This is a genomic window from Argonema galeatum A003/A1 (assembly GCF_023333595.1).
Lineage (GTDB): Bacteria > Cyanobacteriota > Cyanobacteriia > Cyanobacteriales > Aerosakkonemataceae > Argonema > Argonema galeatum.
Window position 1 is genome coordinate 81,292 of sequence record NZ_JAIQZM010000007.1, and the last position, 20,126, is coordinate 101,417.

Sequence of the window (20,126 nt, forward strand, 5' to 3'; positions counted from 1 at the left end):
TATTTCTCAACCGAACTTTCTTGGCCTACGACAACACTTGCAAATATCTGGCCGAAAAATTCCCAGCCGCCTTCGTCCAATGGCTGCTGCCACTCGATCGGCCCACCACGATTCAGGTTCTCAAAACTGAACTAATTCAAGAACCAATCCGCGCTGATTCTCTCGCCTTCTTACAAGCTGATAACCAAATTCTACATCTGGAATTTGAAACCCTACCCTACTCCGACCCTCCGATCCCATTCAGAATGCTTGACTACTACGTCAGGCTCAAGCGTCAATACTCCTGTTCCATCAATCAAGTAGTCATCTTTTTACAGCAAACAACTTCAGAACAAGCTTTTGTATCCGAGTACACAGACGAAAACACCTTACACCGCTATAGGGTGATTCGCCTGTGGGAACAAGACCCCGCTTTACTGCTATCCGTCCCTGGCTTGCTGCCATTGGCGACATTGTCTCAAACGAACTCGCCGCGAACTTTGTTAGAGCAAGTGGCTAATCGGATTGCTACAATTGAAGAACGCGATCGACAAGCCGATCTACTTGCTTGTACCCAAGTCCTCGCAGGTTTGAGATTTGAAAAAAACTTAATCAGACAACTATTTAGGAAGGAAACTATGCGGGAGTCTGTCATTTATCAAGAAATTCGCGAAGATGGCCTCCTTGAAGGACGGCAACGGGAGGCGCTGTCGTTCGTTACTCGCCAGTTGACTCGAAGACTGGGTACGATCGATCCTGAAATGCAAGACCAAATTCAGACCTTATCTGTAGAAGAATTAGAGAATTTAGGAGAGGCACTTCTGGATTTTTCAGAAGCAACAGATTTAGTAAATTGGTTGAATGAACCCTAGCCATATCCCCGACTTCTTCAAGAAGTCGGGGATATATCCTCATCTGGTTAAAACTTTACCCGATATTTTATAGGAAATTTAACTTATGACCGTTGATGAAGCTCTCGCGATCGCATAAACTGTCCTCAATGGCGAATGCTTAAGCGACGTGCAGCAGATCATCTTTAGACAATGTTGGTCAGGCAGATGCTCCTATCAAGAAATTGCTAAACTCTCCAAGTATGATGATGAATATATAAAATCCATTGCTGCTAAACTTTGGAAACAACTCTCAGACGCTTTTGACGAAAAGGTTAAAAAAAATAATTTACAGTCTGTTTTTAAACGATACTTGCGACGAAATCAAATAAACTTGCATCGAACTCAGGAAATAGAAGTAAACCTCAACGGTGCTAATCTGAGTGGAGCAACATTAAATTTAGCTAGCCTAAGTGGAACAAGACTATTATTTACAAACTACTTTAGTGAAGCAGTCTCATATCAGGAAGATTTAGAGCAAGCATTATTACCTGATAATAACACTGACTCCTCAGAAGAAATCGTACAATCTCAAGAAGAAGATAATGACCAAACTCACTCTAATCCCGAAGAAAAAATCTATCTCTGGAATGATTTGCATTTCCACTGCGAAGAACAAATAAAAATAGCCGAAGCACTCGATCGGGCCAACATCCTCTTCTTCCCCAATTCCAAAGCACGCCTCACAACACCAGAAGGCAGACAGAATCAAGAACCCAATTTCCTAATTTTCCATCAAGGCAAATGGGGTATTCTGGAATTATCACATCCCGATACAGCAAAAGCTCAAGAACGCGTAGCGAAGCGAGTCGCCAGACATCGCCTTTTTGAAACTCACGGTATTCGCATTATCTACTGTTGCAACTGTACCAGGTGTAATGAAGAACCCGATCGCGTTGTGCAAGAGTTTCTAGATATTTTGAGTCAGGGATAGAGTTAGAGATAGCCTAACTTTGGGAGGGGCTTACAACCGCGATCGCACTATCTCACAGGCTTGAGCGTGAAAATTGGCTTTACAAGTAAAAAAAAGACAAAATGTCAACCCCAACTCTACAACCTTATATATTTAAGTTGCAGTATTGAGGTTGACATTTTATCCTAGAAGATAGCCATCTACCTAAATTTAAACAGAGGCAAAGTAAACTTTGGACTTTACTGGGTCGGGAGTCATTGTTTTGTCACCCGGTTGCCAACCGGCGGGGCAAACTTCATCAGGGTGAGCCTGAACGTATTGAATTGCCTTCAGAGTTCTTAGAGTTTCCTCTACACTGCGACCAAAGGACAGGTTGTTGATGGTGGCGTGCTGAATGATGCCTTGCTTGTCGATAATAAACAAGCCGCGCAGGGCTACTCCAGCTTCAGGATCGAGAACGTTGTAAGCAGCGCTGATTTCTTTCTTGATATCCGAAACCAGAGGATAATTCAGGTCGCCAACGCCACCTGATTTGCGATCGCTTTGAATCCAAGCTAAGTGGGAAAATTCGCTGTCAACAGAGACGCCCAGGATTTCGGTGTTGATTGCTTTGAATTCGTTGTGGCGATCGCTAAAGGCTGTGATTTCAGTCGGGCAAACAAAGGTAAAGTCAAGCGGATAAAAAAACAATATTACATATTTACCGCGATAGTCAGACAGTTTAATCGTCTTGAATTCCTGATCGACCACAGCCGTTGCCGTAAAATCGGGAGCAGGTTGACCAACTCGAAGGCATCCTTCGGCTGCGTAAGTTAAGGGCATGAACGGATTCTCCTTATCCTTAAATGACTGTCTATCGAGTTTTGCACAATAGCAGGTAAGGTAAGTTAAGGCTTACCAGTAAGCGCAACAACTGACTATTTACGAACTGTTACAAATATATCATACTCATAACGATTTTGAGTAGCAATGGATGATTTGGATACAAGAGAATGGCTGCTAACAAACGGTTTAGGCAGTTTTGCCAGCGGCACGGTTAGCGATGCCCGCACCCGGACTTATCATGGCTGGTTGATTGCTGCTCTCGATCCGCCCAGTCGGCGTACCCTGCTGCTGTCTCACTTGGAAGCAACGCTGGAAGTGGGGGGGCAAGTCTGGGCGCTAGGAACGAATTTTTGGTGGGATGGGACAATTGCCCCACGTGGCGATCGCAATCTGCGCTCTTTTGAGATTGACCCAGTACCCACATGGGTATGGAGTGGGGATAACTGGCAGCTGACGAGGCGGATGGTGATGCCTTATGGATTAGCTCAAGAGCGGGGGGGCAGAGGGGCTCTTGAGCAGAGGAGCAGAGGGGCAGAGGGGCAGAGGGGCAGAGGGGCAGAGGAGAATCCCCAGTTCTGTAACAGTATTTTGATTCAGTATCGTTATGAAGGTGGAGAAGTAGCGATTTTGAGGTTGCGACCGCTGATTGGCGATCGCAACTTTCACCACCAGCAATCAGCCGAACCAGGATTAGACTTTTCGCAATTGCTGGGCCAGCGGCAAGTCGGCCTGCAAGCGACTCGTCCCGATCGCGTGGGGACGCCTTGGCAGCTGCGCTGGAGTGATGGTGACTATCAACCAGAGGGTGTGTGGTATTGGGGTTATCAGTATCCAGAGGAAAAGCGGCGGGGTTTGGCCTCAAACGAAGACCTCTACAGTCCAGGCTACTTAACAGTCACTCTGCAACCGGGAGACGCGCTCACTCTAGAAGCTCAAGTAGGATGGCCCGCTCTAGGGGCCGATCGGCTTAGTCCAGAGGACTTTGAGCAAGCTGTGCGGGCGCTTGTGCAGAGGGGCAGAGGAGCAGAGGGGCAGAGGAGCAGAGGGGCAGAGGAGCGGGAGAATTACCAAGTCCCCAATATTTGGCGTCAGTTGCTGCAAGCGGGCGATCGATTTATAGTCTACCGCGCCTCCATTGCTGGCCCTACCGTAATCGCTGGTTATCCGTGGTTTAATGATTGGGGACGGGATACCCTCATTGCCCTGCCCGGTTTAGCCCTGACAACCGAGCGCTTTGACTTAGCCAAAGGATTGCTGCAAACCTTCGGTCGTTACTGTAAGTCGGGTCTAATTCCCAATGCTTTCCCGGATGCTGGAACTGAGCCATTCTACAACAGTATTGATGCTGCACTTTGGTGGATAGAAATACTGGGACTTTACTTGGAAGCAACCCAGGATTGGGATTTTTTGGCCGAGCAATATCCCGTAGTGAGGCAGATCTACAAAGCCTTTTGTGGCGGTACTCTTTACAATATCCTCGTCGATGCTACTGATGGGCTGCTAAGTTGGGATGCACCTGCCGTAGCGCTTACCTGGATGGATGTCGTGATTGACGGTCAACCCGTCACGCCTCGTCGCGGCAAACCAGTAGAAATCAACGCCCTCTGGTACTCAGCTTTGTGTTGGGCGACGCAGTGGGCCCTGCATTTGGCAAGGGAAACACCAGAGAAGCAGGAGAGCTTCAGTAACCAAGCTCGACGCTATGCCCAGCAAGCAGAAGACGTTAAGGCATCGCTGAAAAAGTTTTGGAATCAAGATCGAAGCTACTTTTACGATACTATCGAGCCGGATGGACGCCCCGATCCGGCGATTCGTCCGAATGCGGTTGTGGCACTTTCGCTGCATCATTGCGGGTTTGGGGAGCATCAGGCTCGTCAGGTATTGCAGGTGGCACGCTCGCGCCTTCTCACCCCCTACGGTTTACGCAGCCTCGACCCCGATGACCCCGCTTACATCGGTCACTATGGGGGAGGCCCCATCCACCGGGACAGCGCTTACCATCAGGGCACCGTTTGGAGTTGGCTGATCGGCCCTTTTCTCGCTGCTTGGAAACGTTTCTATCCAGAAATACCCGTTCCCTTTGATTGGCAACCAATGCTTACCCACTTCCAGGAACAAGCTTGCTTGGGTGAGGTTTCCGAAATTTTTGATGGCGATCCGCCCCACTCACCGCAGGGAGCCTTTGCCCAAGCATGGTCTGTGGCGGAAATTATCCGCCACTGGGATCGATAGTGCTGAGTGTTGAGTTGGGATTCTGGTTTTACAATACTCAGCACTCAACACTATTAAAAATGGCTCAGGTCGGAATTGAACCAACGACCTCAGGCTTATGAGTCCCGCGCTCTAACCAACTGAGCTACTGAGCCATAGTTTTAAAGACATTTACAAGAATAACATACAGTCTTGAGAAATTGCTAGTACCTGACAAAAAAAGTGGGGAGTCAAACAACTCCCCAATTCGATCGCAGATCCAAAACTATCAGCGGGAGGGTAGGAAAGCGATCGGATTTACCGCTCCTTGTCCAGGCGGATGCACCTCAAAGTGACAGTGGGGGCCTGTACTGTGTCCCGTACTGCCCATTGCAGCAATCTGTTGACCTTGCTCAACCGCTTGCCCCTCTTGCACGAAAATGCGGCTGTTGTGACCATAACGAGTCAGACTGCCATCAGCGTGTCTAATGTCCACCAGATTTCCATAGCCACCAGAGTTCCAGCGTGCATAGACCACGACGCCAGGAGCAGATGCCACAATCGGCGTTCCAGTAGGAGCTGCTATGTCAATCCCCTTGTGCATTCGTCCCCAGCGGCGGCCAAAGCCTGAAGTGAGGACTCCTCTTGTTGGCCAGTTATAACCGTTCAAGTTCTGGTTTAAACCACCAGGGAGATAGTTATCCGGGCCTGGAAGGGCGGGTAACTCTGGAGCCACCATCCTTGGTGCGGGTTGGTTGTAAGGCTGATATGCCTCCGGCCCTATTGGGGCAGTAGCGACCAGCTGTTGCTGCCTTTTAGCAGGATCTGTACCACGTTCCGCAACAGGAATCTGAATTGAACTCTGTTGGGATGGCCCTCTGGCAGATCGTCTTTGAATTTCTGCCTGCAAAGCCTCGTTATACCGATTCGGATTATAGTCCCGATTGACGGGAGTAGAGGATGTCAATGACGGGCGCGATTCGGGAGACGAATTCAGCGGCGTGACGGCTGGCGGCGGCGTGAGAGCTGGCGGCGTGACCGTAGGCGTCGCATTTGGTGCTGCATAGGGCTGACGCATTGACGTTAAGCGTTGCAATACATCGCTGCCTTGCTGGTGTCGATATTGCTCCCGCAGTTGCAAAATTTCAGTCCGCAAGCGCTCTACGTAGAGATTATTTTCCTGTTTTGAATTGGCTTGAGGCCCCTGGTTAGGCTCATTCTCGGCAAACAGAGAGGGTTCTCCTGGAGGTGTGGGTAACTGGAAGTCGTTCCCATTACCAGCCCCAGAACTTTGCTTTGTTCTTGATAAGTTTTCGGGCACTTCATATTTGGCACCCTTGAACCCTGGCGGAACGGCGTCTGTCCCTAAGCTAGAAGCGGACGCTGTAGCCATGCTGGGAGTCCAATTCGCACTCGGCACAGTAGGAACTGAGATACCATCTCTGCTGGAACCTGGTGCCAAGGCTGTGACGATCGGTACGTTGGGCTTTGAAGACGCGCTTGAGCGATTCAAAGCCGCAAAATTTGGCGATACTGGCTCAGACGCAGAGGAGTCTAAGGCTGGCTGACTGGATGTAACCCCGACGGACTGGGATTGGGGAATGGAGATTATTTGTGCAATCTGAATGCGATTCGGGTTGTTTAGCTCGTTGGCTTTGGCTAGCGCCGTCACGGTGATCCCGTAATTGCGAGCGATCGCATCTACCGTATCCCCTGGCTTCACCTGGTAAACCATTGTCGGTGCCGATACCGCTGGCTGGGGCACGACGGTCGGTGACCACGCCTCTGCCCCACTCACCCTGCCTGAGTCAGCTTGTGGTGCTGTGGCTACTGCTGGCTCAACAGCTGCCACTTTAGGTTGCCAATTAGAAACCCCTACAGAAGCTGGGGCTTGTTCAATTACGGGTTTCAACTGGAAAGGAACTGCAACTGGCGCGGAGGGCTCAGCTAGTTGAGCCGATGTATTTCCTAACTCCTCAGACTTCCACTCCGCCAGACTGGCTCTCAAACGGTTCGATGACTCTCTCAGACGATTGAGTGCAACTGCTTCTTTAGCCTTTAAAAGGTTATTTACATTACCGGCTGCTGTAGCAGATTCGCTGACCGGCAAAGTTGTAGATGCTTCTGTTGTCGCAGACTGCCCTAATTGATTTTGTCCGACGCTATAAGATTCCGACTCTGTAGCAACAGTCTCGCGAGTTTTAAAATCGTGACCAATTCCACTGATTTTGCGCGTTACATTCCCAGGCTCAACCTCGTAAGCCTTTTGGGACGGGTTTAACGTGATGTTTTGTGTTGCCGTATACTCTTTGGCTGCACTCGTCGCTATTCCAGTCGGTTGCCATTCTTGTGCTTTGTGTTCCAGTACCAGCGGTTTTGGCATGGCAACTTCTGCTGCTTCTGCTGCTGGTATCGCTTCTGGAGTTGTAGCACTCGCTGCTGCGATCTCTTTTACCTCTTGAGATCCTGCTGGCGTTACTTCTGCTGTGGTTGAGGGAACTGTTGATAAAGCGCTGCTAGCCGTAGGTTCTGCGGCAATCGCACTCTCGCTCTGCTGTGGTATTAACAGGCTAGACGCACCCATTGAGATAGCCAAGCCAATCATGGCAGCAGAGGTGCGAGCCCGACGATTAACCTCTGGTGGAATTGGTTTAAGCTGTCCCACCATTGCAGAATTGTCTACCTCACAGGCAGGAATAGCTGGATTAATTTTTTGCGTCAATGCTCGTTTCAAAAAACGACCTCCTACGATCACTAGCGTTTAACTGTCCCTGATGGATGCCGTCTACGTTTACCTGTCAATGACTTCGATCACTTCCCGGAACCGATCGCGATCGCTTCAGGTAAACATACTTAGGCAAGGTTACCCTGGTTTTTGATTTTAGACAAGTTTACAAAACTTTAAAAAATTTGCCCACCATATTTCGCCGATCGGAGTCGTCCTTGTGACACTTTGACAAAGCGAAGATTTTGGCACTCCTGCGAAACCGCCAGCAGACTTCCGCATCACCTTCGTCACCATCAGCCCGACGGCATTGGCCCCGTTGTAGCTCAGACACACCATCAATAAGAAACAAGATTTTCCCTGAAAAGACAATATGGGCAACCAGATCTTTTTTGTTGCGACGTTTGTAGCACACCCTTCCAGATAGCAACACAGTGCTGGTTTTAACACAGATATAACCAATTAAGAGCTAAACAACAACCGTAGAATTCGGTAGGCTCTTCGAGCGGTATAGGCCATCACTGTAAGTACTCAAGCGCAAACAGAACTAATTGTTGAACAAAGTACTACATTTTTTCGTTCATTTAGAACCAAATTTTGTAAACTTGAATAATATCTATCAATCCAATCGGAGCTGGCAAGCGAGATTGCCATACAAATTTCTTATCGTAGCAAGACCAATTCCTTTCCTTAGATAGGTGCATAATTTTGAGCCCTTCTGGGTAATAAGCGTGCAGGTTTTTTGACTACCTCTATAGTCGTAAGGTCATCAGCCCCATCCGGATACTCAATAGACTTATATCTTTATATATAGATACAGTGTTGATTAATCGCACTTCGGGTTCTTAGACAAAGTAATATAAAATTTATCCCAGGTAGCCGAGTTGCCGTCTGGCCTCAAATAGACCGATCGCAGCACTGACAGAAAGATTCAAGCTGCGAACTCCCGGTTGCGTCATGGGTATGCACACAGTTTCCGCACAAGCTTTCAGTACGTCTGGTGGTAGTCCTTTGGTTTCTGTGCCAAACAAAAGCCAGTCATCATTTTGAAATTGGTAGCGAACATAACTACAACGCCCTGAAGCGCTGAAGCCAATCCATCGCCCCCCGCGTTGCTTGTGAAAAGCTTGAAAATCTGACAGGGATTCGTGGTAGTGCAGGTCAACATAGGGCCAGTAGTCCAAACCGGCTCGTTTGAGGTAGCGATCGCTGATTTCAAAGCCCAGCGGCCCTACTAAATGCAGCGCCGTGCCCGTTGCAGCGCAAGTTCGGGCAATATTGCCAGTGTTGGGTGGAATTTGCGGATTAATCAGGACAACAAATGGCATGATACCTAAAATGACTCGAAATCAAACAATTAGAACGTAACACCGCTCATTCAAAATCTATCGTAGGACAGAGGCAACCTATATGTATTTTTTATAATAAGTTGGACAAGCTAATTGATTAAATATTCTGATGCTTTAGAGGGGCAGAGGGGCAGAGGGGCAGAGGGGCAGAGGAGCAGAGGGGCAGAGGGGCAGAGGGGCAGAGGGGCAGAGGAGCAGAATTTTTTCCCTTTTCCCTAGCCCATTGCCCCTTTCTTTTGACTTTTGAATGAGTGACTTTTGACTTCCCTAGCCCCTGTTGTCTAGGCTACTAGAAGCTGGCACAATTTATCTTCTAGCTCTAGTTCTTGCAAAAGCGTTGCTTGAATAGCTTGAGCGATAATGCGCCGAGTGTCCAGACCTTGCTCGTGTAGTTTTAACCACTGAGTTGCAGTGTTGCCTTCTCGCAGAATTTTTTTCAGGGGTGAGAGGAAACAGCCGAAGCCTTGTTTTTTGGCAAAAGGCGAGACTTCCTGGTAAATTTCCATAATCCAATCCCGTGCCAGAATCTCTCTGCCATCTTGCCAATGTCTCAGGGAGGCATCCAGACTCTGCCTTGCGGCGGCGACTTCATTGGCATCGGCGATCGCAATTAAGTCTTCGGAAGACAGTAGACTTTTTTCTAGGGGGTCGAGACTGGGGTCAGCCATCAGTTGCCACAGACGAGCTTCTAAGAGAGCTGTAACTGCCAGCAGGCCGATCGGATCTACAATTAAGTCGCAGATTCTCAGTTCCAGGCGATTGAGATCGTAGGGGCGGCGGTTGCCATTCGGTCGGACAGACGACCACAGGTGGCGGACATTTTGCATTGTACCGGCGGCTAGCTGGTCTTCTGTCCACCGGATAAAGTGAGCGTGGCTTTCAAATAGAGGAACATAGGCGGGGGTTTTCGGGAAGAGTCCCCAGCGGGTGGAGTGATATCCCGTAGGACGACTATCCAGAAATGGGGAAGAAGCAGTTAAGGCTAAGTACAGGGGTGCTTCCAGGCGAATGAGACGAATTGCCCGCATCAGAGCTTCTGGATTGCTGATGCCAATATTAATGTGGATGCTGGCAGTGACGACGTTGGTGCCGTAGGTGTTTTCGATGTAGCTGTGGTAGGGGTTATTGGGGTCGGAACGATAAAAGCGATCGCTTCCACCCAAAGAAAGCGTACTTCCCGGAATGATGGTATAGTCTCCCAAACGCTGTAAGTACGATCGCAGTCGCTGCCGAGGACGCACCAAAGCACACAACAATCGATCGTAGGAACACAACGGAGCAGTAGTATATTCCACATTGCGACTATCTGGCTCTGTCACAAATCCGTCCAGGTCTGCCACAATCTTGTCCGAGAGGCCCACAATATTTCCTTGTGGCGTCCCAGTGTACATTTCAACTTCAAAGCCTTTAGATAGCAGCACGGTTTCTCCTTTACTGGGGAATAGGACAATGGGACATCGGAGATCGGTTCTTGGTGAAGGGAGATGGGGAGAATCACCAATTACCGATCGCCAAACTCTTTTATTTAAAAGCCGATCGAGTCAGACTAACAGCACTTACGCAAAAACCTTGGTTTTGCCCCCCCAGCCCCCCAGATTTGGGGGGAGAAGAATCCTGTTCTCCCCAAATCTGGGGGGGTTGGGGGGCGAAAAGCGTAAGTCCTAACTAATTTCAGCCCTGTTGTATGAATTATGTAGATATTGTTTTGGGCTGTCTGGGTGAATATTTCACCAAAATAATTTTATCATCGATCTTTTCCTGATTATCCCCACCTTAAGTAAGGTAAGGACTTCGCGATCGCTTGTTAAAGGTAGTACTGGCGGTAGACGGCTGTGGCAGCACGGTGAAGTAACGAGTGTCGATAAACCAAGCCATTGAGGTCCTCCGCATAACCACCGCCAATCACGCAGGCGACGGGATAGCCAGCGGCGACGCAGGTACTCAAAACTTGCATTTCGCGGCGGAATATGCCGGTGTCGGTGAGGCATAATTTACCTAAGCGATCGCCTGCATGAGGGTCAACCCCAGCATCGTACAAAACTAAATCCGGCTTTACCTGGGAAAGTAAGTCGGGGAGATACTGGGCCAGAGTTTGCAGATAGGCATCGTCTTCCATCCCAACTGGTAAAGGAACATCGAGATCGCTTTGTTGCTTAGTGCCCGGAAAGTTCACTTCGCAGTGCATAGAGAAAGTGAAAACACTCTTGTCATTTTGGAAGATAAATGCTGTGCCATCGCCTTGATGAACATCTAAGTCCACGATCAGAATTTTGCGGACAAGTCCCATTTTTTGGAGAAAGCGGGCAGCAATGGCTAAATCGTTAAAAATACAAAAACCAGAGCCATAATTGGGAAAGGCGTGATGAGTTCCTCCAGCGGTGTTGCAAGCTAAACCGTGAGTTAGTGCCAGCTCGGCTGTGAGGATAGTGCCGCCTACAGCAACACAGGTACGATTCACCAGTGCTGGACTCCAGGGCAATCCGATCCGCCGCTGCGCTTTGGCGTCGAGGGTTCCTTCGCAGTAAGCCCGGACATAATCGTGGCTGTGGACTAATTCTATCCACTCAGGCCGTGGAAGTTTGGGTGTGTGGAATTGTTCTGGTACGGCGACGCTAGAGGCTAACAACAGTTCGTAGAGTTGCCCAAATTTCCTCATCGGGAAGCGATGCCCTTCTGGAAGCGGTGCGACGTAATCTGGGTGATATACCAGCGGCAAGTCCATTACAAATTTGTAAAAGTAGGTTGGCTATAATCAACTTTGAACTAATCAACCGTTAAACCTAATTTTTGAAAAAAATGATCCACCCCCACACAGAACTGCGTTATATAAACAAATTGGTAGGATACGGCGTATTTGCAACAAAATTTATTCCCCAAGGTACTATTACTTGGGTATTAGATGATTTAGATCAAAGGTTTGAGCCATCCTACATATGGTCGCTTAACCCCATTCTCAGAGAAAAATTAATTAAATATACTTATCGCGATAATGAAGGTATATATATATTATGTTGGGATATTGCCAAGTTTGTCAATCATAGCTTTAACTCCAGCTGCATCGGTACAGCGTATAAATTGGAATTAGCAGCCAGGGATATTCATCCAGGAGAAGAATTGACCGATGATTATGGATATTTGAATTTGGACAAACCTTTCTATTGTTTGCACGAACCCAATAGTTTTAGGACAAAGGTAATGCCTGACGATCTTTTACATTATTATCCAGAGTTGGATCGAAAAGGATGTGAAGCAATGAAATATTTCAACCAGGTTGAGCAACCGTTAAAAAAATTCATTGACAACAAATTTATAGATAAAATTAACGCAGTTGCCGAAGGAAAGGAACAGATGGACTCGATTCTTAACGTTTATTACGATCGCTCTAAAAAATTAGAATTAGTTGGTTGACGTAGTTATGAATTAGTAATTTTTACTTTTGCCTGTTAACTGTAATTATCCCTATGTCCTACTTAAATCATCTTTCGCATCTACTGCTAGGAAAAAAAACTATGCAGGAAACAGCCCCCAAATCATCTCCGCGTCGCAGGGGAAATATTTCTACTGTAAAATCCATTGGCTCGCGATTATTTGTTTCTGTTTTAGGCGGTACGCTGGTGGGATTAGGATGCGCGTCTTACTTCTTCTACCAAGAACTTATCAAACAGGCACGAGCTGAATTAATGGCGAGCTTAGAAGTAAAAGCTCAAAATTTAGAGGGCAGTTTAAATAGTTTTGAAAACTCAGCCAAACTGGTTGCAGATGCTGCAACCACACTCTACGAAGCAGGAGAAAGACGCGAACAAGTTTATGTTAATTTAATTGGTCGTTCTTTGAAAACCTTACCGCTGGGAACCGGGCTTGGTTTTGGTCAGCCACCACAAAAACGTTTAATTATTCCTGGACGAAAGTATGCTTATCCTTTTGCAATTAGGGGGAAGGATGGTAAAGTAACGGCTAAAGGCGGAGAGTCTAGCCCTGACGACTATCAAGAAATCTATTTTACAGAGCCAATTAAGGCAGGTAAGCCTATTTGGCTCGAACCAATTTCTTATTTAGAAACAACGGTAGACCCTCCCGAACAAACCGTGAGTACAAGTTACTCATTACCATTTTACAACCAGAAAAAAGAGTTGCTGGGTGTGCTGGCTCAAGATTTAGAATTGGGGTTTCTCAGTGATAAATTATCAAAGCCAGTGATGAGGGAAAATGGATATTTTGTGCTGGTGAGTGCTAAAGGCAATCTGATTGCTTATCCACCTAATTCTGGATTAGCTCTGAAATTAAAGCCCTTTCCCCAAATTAGTAACTATTCTCAATTGTGGCAACAAATCCAAAAAAATATCCAGTCAAAGACTACAAATAGTGGCATTATATCTTGGCAGAATGCTGAAGGTAAAAGAGAGTTTTGGGCTTACAGGAAAATTTCCAATAATAATTGGGTATTACTGGCATCTGTACCTAAATGGGTTATTATTGGCCCATTGTTACAATTCACATTAATTGGGACTCTATTGGCGGCTCTTGGTGCATCGCTCGTCCTCGCTGTGGTAGTTGCTTTGTTTGTCAAACGCTTAAATCAACGTCTTCAGCCAATTATGGATGAGTGTAGTTTATTGGCTGAAGCTAGTCCAAAAAGTGAAGAATTGATGAGCCGGGAAGATGAAATTGGCCAACTGACTATATCGTTTTATAACTTGCTGGGACAGGTAACTGTAAATGAGAAGCGGTTACGAAAAGAAATGGACAAATCGGCTAAAGCTTACCAGGCTTTGAAACAAGCGCAAGCTCAATTAATTCAGACTGAAAAAATGTCTGGTTTAGGTCAGTTAGTTGCTGGTGTGGCACATGAAATTAATAATCCGATTAACTTTATTTACGGGAATCTTCCTCACGCCAGCAACTACACACAAGATTTAATTAGATTGATCGAGCTTTATCAACGGAAGTATCCGCAGCCTGACCCAGAAATTGAAGACCTCACAGAAGAAATTGAGCTAGATTTTTTGGTGGAAGATTTAGAGAAAATGCTTACTTCAATAAGTATGGGTGCGAATCGTATTCGGGAGATTGTGCTGTCATTACGCAATTTTTCTCGGTTTGATGAGGCTGATATGAAAGATGTCAATATCCACGAAGGAATTGACAGCACTTTGCTGATTCTCCAAAACAAATTTAAAGCTACACCGACACATTCTGCTATTGAATTAGTTAAAGAGTACGGGAATCTCCCTTTAGTGGAATGTTACGCGGGTCAGCTAAATCAGGTGTTTATGAATATCCTCAGTAATGCTATTGATGCTATGGAAAAGGCAAGATGCAACGCGGAAGAAAGAAGAGAAAACTTTACGCCTACGCTTACTATTCACACTGAGGTTAAAATGGGAGGGTCTGATTCTAGTCAGCCGCGAGCTGCGATTAGGATTAAGGATAATGGGTGCGGGATTCCTGCGGAACATCAAGGCAAGTTATTTGACCCTTTCTTCACTACAAAACCTGTAGGGAAAGGTACTGGTTTGGGGCTATCTATCTGCTATCAAATTGTGGTCGAAAAGCATAAGGGTGAGTTGAAGTGCGTTTCGGAGTTAGGGGAAGGAACAGAGTTTATTATTGAAATTCCCATTTATCAAACGAAACCGATGAGTAAGATTTTGTAGGGATTTAAAGAATAGGAAAGTGTTATCTGCGGCCCGATCGGCCCAGGATTATCAGGATTATTAAGGCGATCGCAACCGGAAAAATTCCAGCCCCTATACTCCAAAAGAAGGCAGATGTCAAGGAAATTGTGTCTTTGGGCTGAGGCTGAGGCAGTTGGGTTGATATAATGGTGGCGGTGATGCCGCTGGTTGCCAGTCCGAAAGTAGCTAGAGCTATGGTAGTGTTGAGAGTGCGATCGCGTTCCGCCTGCGTAACCTCCACAATTCCTCGAATCGTATCGATATATCGTTCTCGCACCCTCAATCCCGGACTCAGACTAGCATGATCTTGTTCGATTTGCCCTTGATATTTCGACGCCACAGACTCGCCAAATTCTTCTAGAGAATTCAGTTTAGTAAGTCCAAGTTCATTATTAGCTGTATCTTTAATTTTACCCAGCCGGGTTTGGTAATTTTTCAGGTTAGTTTTGAGAGTTTGCAACTGCAATGCTAAACTTTCCAGTCCGGCTGTATGCTTAGATAGAACTAACAGATTTTTGTGCAAATCTATTTTTATTTGTTGCAAATCCGTATAAGCCAAATTCATTTCTGGTAAATAAACTTTAATTGCTGGAATTGTTGAAGCGCGAGGAAATAAATCCTCTTTTTCCAGCAAACTTTTCACAATTCTACTATTGCTATAAGCCCAGATAATTTTATGACGATAGTAGAACAACCACAGCCACTCATAATAAAAAGCGGCAAATCTTTCCATCGTTTTCTTGTAAGGACAGATGCAAATCAATACCAAGTCATTGTCTTCAACTTTTGTCCAATCTTGGGGCTGTTGCCATACTTCAAAAATAGAACTGCCCAAAAAGTAGTTTACCTGTTTTAAATTGGGGTCTTGCTGAGTGCCTTTAAAAGCTTTATACGCTTCCTTGGCTGCCTTTTCGCGATCGCTGTCCGCCGAATAGTGTGAGTAGCCCAAAATCAGCCAAGTTCTGCCGATATTTGCCTTTACCTCCAGCTTTTGGCGGAATTTATGGAAACAACTGACATCTTGCGGCTTATCCTCATCCTTAGTAAAACAGGAAACCAGCAGACTATCCGTTTCGCCCAAACAAATGCGCTGATAGAAACCGTGGACATCATCAATTAAAAAAGGATAATATCGTTCCGAATTATCTGCTTCTGAGGGAACTTTCAGACGATTACGCAAAACTTCCCAGGATTTTTGCTGGCTGGTTTCCTTGCCTTCTGGCTTTTCTTCCAGGTTATAGGCAAATAGAATTAAGTGGGGATAGATTAACAAGTTCTGCACGCAAATTCTGCCCAATTATGTACAGGATACTCTGTTATTACAAGACCTTCAGGTGGATTTTTCTGAAATTGCTTGTAAGATGCTTCGGCTTTTTTCCTAGGGTTTTCCTGAAATATATTATTGAAGCGGTCAAATGATTCTTCGACAACAGAAGCGTGGAGTGAACTATTCTCCAGTTCGTTGTTAGCGACATTGGAAGCTTCGCTTAGAATTCCGCTAGGAAAAAGCTTGTCTTTTGGATTAGCGTGATATCCTTCCATAAAAAAATCGTAAGCATCATCATAAAGTTGCCAGAACTTCTCGTGCTGTCCTAACTTTCTCAGACGAGATACAGTAGAAACAGGATCGGTTATGAAGGTTTGATCTACTAAAGGTGCAGACTCAGAAGAAGGTAATTCCACAAGGGCTACTAAGAAAGCTTGCTTGGTGATGGGATCGTCTGTTTCTTTCATATTTAAGCTCATTAGGCATTAACTTTGCCAGTCAGTGTAAATCCAGCCCAGAAATACGGGTGTTGATAAGGCGGTTCGCTTAAGTTCATTTTATCCGAATTTTTTTGACTATTTCTAGCGAGGCTGCCCAGACGTTGCCAGCATCCATAGTCGGCGTCCTGCATTTCATCTGTTGCTAGTTTGGCATACCATTTGGCAAGTTGGGCGTAGGTGACGGTGCGAAGCCAGTTTTGGGCTAGTTTGAGGGCGGCAGTGGGAGTCTCGCCTGCTTTGAAGAATTGGTAGAAGCGAATTACAATCAGGGCGCTGGAGATTTCGTCAACAGTCCAGAGAGTGCTGAGGACGTAGGATGCACCCTGGCGCAGAAAGCCGCTGACTAAGCCAACGTATTCGGTGGTGATGGTTTGGTTTCCGGTAATGGCGGTTTCGCAAGCAGAAAGACTGATGAGTTCATAGCCGCTAAAGGATGTTTTGGCAATTTCTGCTAGGGTGAGTTTATCGTCGCCGGATAAGGCTAGGGCTGACTGACTGGGATTGTTGAAATTGTGGGTGCCGTGTCCGGTAAAGTGAAAGATGGTGTGAGGTTTTTTCAGTTCTGTTTCTACTTGTGCGCGAGTGGCATTTGCGTCAGCAATGCGAGTGGGGTTGGCAAACATTTGGCTGATGACACTAGATTCAATTTCGGCAAATAGGAGAGGTTTTAATCCTGTGCTTTCGGGATGTTCGATGCTTAGTAGTTTTGGCGATGAATCGGTAAGGTTAGCAGCGGATGTAACGGAGAGATTTTTGCCAATTTGGGCGCTAGGCAAGTAGGTAATGGTGAAGTTATTGGAAAAGAGGGCGTGAAGGGGAAAGCGGTGTAAGTCTTGGTGGGGAATTAAGATTAACTTACTGATTCCGGTAAGTGCGGATTCAATTGCTGGGATATCGAGAAGTTGGCTTAGGTGGGATAGCATTTTGGGCAAGTTGTCGCGCCAGGAAACCCCACCCCAACCCTCCCCGCCTGCGGGGAGGGGGCCGGAGTAGGAGGGGGAGTAGGAGGGGGAGTAGGAGGGGGAGTAGGAGGGGGAGGGGGAGGCGGACTCCGATTTGTCCCCCCCCGTGGACGGGGGGGTTAGGGGGGGTAATAGCGCTTGATTGAAAGTGAGAGACTCCGATTTGTCCCCCCCCGTGGACGGGGGGGTTAGGAGGGGTAATAGCGCTTGATTGAAAGTCACAGACTCCGATTTGTCCCCCCCTGTGGACGGGGGGGTTAGGGGGGGTTTCTCTTTGCGATATCTCTCGTATTGTTGATTCCAATCTTTCACCCAGTCTTCAAATTTCACTAGGCGACTCAGAAACCCGGTTTCTTGGAGAAACCGGGTTTCTAATCCTAAAACAATGGGTGTTGGTTCGCCATGTTTGATGATAAAAGTGGTGAGGGCGCAGGGGCTGATGTGCCAGTAGACGGCGGCTGTTGTGGGATTTAAAATTTGTTGTATTTCGGTATATTTGGGTGAGGTAATCTCATCGGTGTAGGCATAGAGTAGCCAAGATAAACAGGCATTTTTTCCGGCTTCTGCGGTTTCTAATGCTTCTATGAGTTGCCCGGATTGTACGGCAATATCAACAGTTAATTGTTGGAAAGTGTAAAATTTGAGGGCGAGTTGGTTTTGGCGATCGTCCGATCCCCCCAACCCCCCTTGGGAAGGGGGGCTATTGAGTAATCGCCGCAATAAGTCTGTGCCGCGTCGCTGTAATTCTTTGGCTTTAGCGGTTTCCTGCAAACCCAAGAAAGCGCGAATCAGAGATTGCAAAACCTCTAAATGCAATTCAGGAAAATCTGCTTCAGTTAGAGTTTTCAGCGCTTCGTTATACTCGGCTACAGCTTTGCGCCAATACTCGCGGGGATTTGCATTTTGTTGCCCTTTAAAATAGTGAGCATTGCCAATAGCACGATGCAAATCACCCCAGCCTTCTGGGTGGGTGTCTTGGTGGCAAAACTTCAAACCTTCCTGATAGCTTGCCAATTCACCCTCATAGCCTCGCAGGTTCAAAGCGGGGTTTCGGGTGGCTGGTGCAGAGGCAATTAAAGCAGCAGCTATTGGGTTATAGTTAACTGAACTTCCGGCTGCACTGCCCCGGTTACTCCAGGCTTCGTGGTAGTCGGGTAAGAATTCGATCGCTTTATCGAAGCTGGCGATAGCATCTTAATATCTTCCTAACTTACGCAGCGCAATGCCCCGGTTATTCCAGGCTTGGTGGTAGTCGGGGAAGAATTCGATCGCTTTATCGAAGCTGGCGATAGCATCTTAATATCTTCCTAACTTACGCAGCGCAATGCTCCGGTTATTCCAGGCTTGGTGGTAGTCGGGGAAGAATTCGATCGCTTTATCGAAGCTGGCGATAGCATCTTCATATCTTCCTAAGTTATGCAGCGCAACGCCCCGGTTAAACCAGGCTTGGTGGTCGTCGGGTAAGAATTCGATCGCTTTATCGTAGTTGGCTATAGCTTCTTCATATCTTCCTAACTTATGCAGCGCAACGCCCCGGTTACCCCAGGTTTCGTGGTCGTCGGGTAAGAATTCGATCGCTTTATCGAAGCTGGCGATAGCATCTTCATATCTTCCTAAGTTACCAAGCGCAAGGCCCCGGTTATACCAGGCTTGGTGGAAGTCGGGTAAGAATTCGATCGCTTTATCGTAGCTGGCGATAGCATCTTCATATCTTCCTAACTTATACAGCGTAAAGCCCCGGTTATACCAGGCTTCGTGGTCGTCGGGTAAGAATTCGATCGCTTTATCAAAGCTGGCGATAGCATCTTCATATCTTCCTAACTTATCCAGCGCAACGCCCCGGTTACTCCAGGTTTCGTGGTCGTCGGGTAAGAATTCGATCGCTTTATCGTAGCTGGCGATAGCATCTTCATATCTTCCTAACTTATCCAGCGCAACGCCCCGGCTAAACCAGGCTTCGTGGTCGTCGGGTAAGAATTCGATCGCTTTATCAAAGCTGGCGATAGCATCTTCATATCTTCTTAAGTTATCCAGCACAAGGCCCCGGTTATTCCAGGCTTGGTGGAAGTCGGGTAAGAATTCGATCGCTTTATGGTAGCTGGCGATAGCATCTTCATATCTTCCTAAGTTCCAAAGCGCAATGCCCCGGTTATTCCAAGCTTGGTGGAAGTCGGGTAACAATTCGATCGCTTCATCGAAGCTGGCGATAGCATCTTCATATCTTCCTAACTTATCCAGCGCAAGGCCCCGGCAAAACCAGGCTTCGTGGAAGTCAGGTAAGAATTTGATCGCCATATCGTAGCAGGCGATAGCTGCTCGAAAATCCCCCTCCTTATATTCCTGATAACCTCTGTCAAAGAAGCTCTGCATCTTCACCAACCTCTGAATTTTTCTTCTCTGTGTTCTCTGCGTCTCTGCGGTTCTTTCCCTCTGAAACACTCAAACCATCGCCGACAAACGATGCCTCTATCACCTCGCCACGCCAAACATTATCTGTATTAATAGGCGATAGGGGAGGTGGCGGAATTAGTGCTGATATCTGTCTGCCAATTTCCCCAGCAACCTGACCCAATTCCCCACCGCGAAGTTCCCCTAGCAGCACTATCCGCCGCACCAATTCCTGATGCTGTTCCGGTGTCGCCAGCAATCTTTCCCCAAAGGGACGCAACCACGCCGCTAATTCAACCTCGGTGATGCCTCTTCCGATCAAAAACCCCAAAACTTGCCCCCGACTCCAATTTTGATTCACCCCTTCCAGGAGTTCGCTAAACAAAACCTCATACTCTATATCCGTTCGGGTTGGCTTTACCCCCCCTAACCCCCCCGTCAACGGGGGGGGAGTAGGAGTCTG

18 protein-coding genes, 1 tRNA gene and 1 pseudogene are annotated in these 20,126 nt (G+C 47.1%); 7 read left to right on the top strand and 13 right to left on the bottom strand.

Annotated elements, in window-relative coordinates:
• The first annotated feature begins 20 nt into the window (after positions 1-20).
• From LAY41_RS09865 to LAY41_RS09870, 3 genes and pseudogenes are all read left to right on the top strand, one after another.
• On the top strand, positions 21-851 hold the full coding sequence (locus LAY41_RS09865; protein WP_249096973.1) for a DUF4351 domain-containing protein: 831 nt from the start codon (positions 21-23) through the stop codon (positions 849-851).
• Positions 852-993: 142 nt separating this feature from the next.
• Positions 994-1,170: pseudogene (locus LAY41_RS32960) on the top strand (helix-turn-helix domain-containing protein); the annotation flags it as partial.
• Positions 1,171-1,203: 33 nt separating this feature from the next.
• Positions 1,204-1,803, top strand: coding sequence for a pentapeptide repeat-containing protein (locus LAY41_RS09870; protein WP_275974049.1), 600 nt, complete (start codon positions 1,204-1,206; stop codon positions 1,801-1,803).
• A gap of 189 nt (positions 1,804-1,992) precedes the next feature.
• Here the strand turns inward: LAY41_RS09870 and LAY41_RS09875 are convergent, their stop codons facing one another.
• Complete coding sequence (locus LAY41_RS09875; RefSeq protein ID WP_249069081.1) at positions 1,993-2,604, bottom strand: peroxiredoxin; 612 nt, start codon at positions 2,602-2,604, stop codon at positions 1,993-1,995.
• A gap of 147 nt (positions 2,605-2,751) precedes the next feature.
• Here LAY41_RS09875 and LAY41_RS09880 point away from each other — a divergent pair, with 147 nt between their 5' ends.
• Positions 2,752-4,839: an amylo-alpha-1,6-glucosidase gene (locus tag LAY41_RS09880; RefSeq protein WP_249096976.1), complete on the top strand. Its 2,088-nt coding sequence runs from the start codon at positions 2,752-2,754 to the stop codon at positions 4,837-4,839.
• 60 nt (positions 4,840-4,899) lie between these two features.
• Here the strand turns inward: LAY41_RS09880 and LAY41_RS09885 are convergent.
• The 4 genes from LAY41_RS09885 to LAY41_RS09900 all read right to left on the bottom strand — a co-directional run bounded on the left by LAY41_RS09885 (position 4,900) and on the right by LAY41_RS09900 (position 8,850).
• Positions 4,900-4,973: transfer RNA gene (locus LAY41_RS09885), tRNA-Met, on the bottom strand.
• Between the two features lie 113 nt (positions 4,974-5,086).
• Complete coding sequence (locus tag LAY41_RS09890; RefSeq protein ID WP_249096978.1) at positions 5,087-7,531, bottom strand: peptidoglycan DD-metalloendopeptidase family protein; 2,445 nt, start codon at positions 7,529-7,531, stop codon at positions 5,087-5,089.
• 157 nt (positions 7,532-7,688) lie between these two features.
• Complete coding sequence (locus tag LAY41_RS09895; protein WP_249096980.1) at positions 7,689-7,874, bottom strand: hypothetical protein; 186 nt, start codon at positions 7,872-7,874, stop codon at positions 7,689-7,691.
• A 514-nt stretch (positions 7,875-8,388) separates the two neighbouring features.
• On the bottom strand, positions 8,389-8,850 hold the full coding sequence (locus LAY41_RS09900; RefSeq protein ID WP_249096981.1) for a tRNA (cytidine(34)-2'-O)-methyltransferase: 462 nt from the start codon (positions 8,848-8,850) through the stop codon (positions 8,389-8,391).
• 114 nt (positions 8,851-8,964) lie between these two features.
• Between LAY41_RS09900 and LAY41_RS32235 the strand changes: the two genes are divergently transcribed.
• Positions 8,965-9,090: a hypothetical protein gene (locus LAY41_RS32235; RefSeq protein WP_275974040.1), complete on the top strand. Its 126-nt coding sequence runs from the start codon at positions 8,965-8,967 to the stop codon at positions 9,088-9,090.
• 62 nt (positions 9,091-9,152) lie between these two features.
• On the opposite strand, the gene gshA is transcribed toward LAY41_RS32235, so the two are convergent.
• Together gshA and LAY41_RS09910 are read right to left on the bottom strand one after the other, a co-directional pair.
• Positions 9,153-10,292 (bottom strand): glutamate--cysteine ligase, encoded by a 1,140-nt coding sequence (gene gshA / locus LAY41_RS09905; protein WP_249096984.1) that lies wholly within the window; start codon positions 10,290-10,292, stop codon positions 9,153-9,155.
• Between the two features lie 383 nt (positions 10,293-10,675).
• Entirely contained in the window at positions 10,676-11,593 is a 918-nt protein-coding gene (locus tag LAY41_RS09910) for a histone deacetylase family protein (protein WP_249096986.1), read from the bottom strand.
• A gap of 74 nt (positions 11,594-11,667) precedes the next feature.
• On the opposite strand from LAY41_RS09910, the gene LAY41_RS09915 reads away from it, so the two are divergent.
• Positions 11,668-12,279, top strand: a complete 612-nt coding sequence (locus LAY41_RS09915; protein WP_249096987.1) for an SET domain-containing protein — start codon at positions 11,668-11,670, stop codon at positions 12,277-12,279.
• A gap of 101 nt (positions 12,280-12,380) precedes the next feature.
• Complete coding sequence (locus LAY41_RS09920; protein ID WP_249096988.1) at positions 12,381-14,525, top strand: sensor histidine kinase; 2,145 nt, start codon at positions 12,381-12,383, stop codon at positions 14,523-14,525.
• Positions 14,526-14,547: 22 nt separating this feature from the next.
• On the opposite strand, the gene LAY41_RS09925 is transcribed toward LAY41_RS09920, so the two are convergent.
• The 6 genes from LAY41_RS09925 to LAY41_RS09950 form a co-directional block, all read right to left on the bottom strand.
• Entirely contained in the window at positions 14,548-15,828 is a 1,281-nt protein-coding gene (locus LAY41_RS09925; RefSeq protein ID WP_249096990.1) for a hypothetical protein, read from the bottom strand.
• The gene (locus LAY41_RS09930) at positions 15,813-16,280 is read right to left on the bottom strand and encodes a hypothetical protein (RefSeq protein WP_249096991.1); all 468 of its coding nucleotides are present in this window, start codon (positions 16,278-16,280) and stop codon (positions 15,813-15,815) included. The genes LAY41_RS09925 and LAY41_RS09930 overlap by 16 nt, the downstream gene beginning before the upstream one ends.
• 11 nt (positions 16,281-16,291) lie before the next feature.
• Positions 16,292-18,316, bottom strand: coding sequence for a CHAT domain-containing protein (locus tag LAY41_RS09935; protein ID WP_249096992.1), 2,025 nt, complete (start codon positions 18,314-18,316; stop codon positions 16,292-16,294).
• 153 nt (positions 18,317-18,469) lie between these two features.
• On the bottom strand, positions 18,470-18,565 hold the full coding sequence (locus tag LAY41_RS32580; protein ID WP_338022970.1) for a tetratricopeptide repeat protein: 96 nt from the start codon (positions 18,563-18,565) through the stop codon (positions 18,470-18,472).
• 6 nt (positions 18,566-18,571) lie between these two features.
• Positions 18,572-19,645 (bottom strand): tetratricopeptide repeat protein, encoded by a 1,074-nt coding sequence (locus tag LAY41_RS09945; RefSeq protein WP_249096995.1) that lies wholly within the window; start codon positions 19,643-19,645, stop codon positions 18,572-18,574.
• Positions 19,629-20,048 (bottom strand): hypothetical protein, encoded by a 420-nt coding sequence (locus LAY41_RS09950; protein ID WP_249096996.1) that lies wholly within the window; start codon positions 20,046-20,048, stop codon positions 19,629-19,631. Before LAY41_RS09950 ends, LAY41_RS09945 begins: the two co-directional genes overlap by 17 nt.
• Positions 20,049-20,126: the final 78 nt, after the last annotated feature.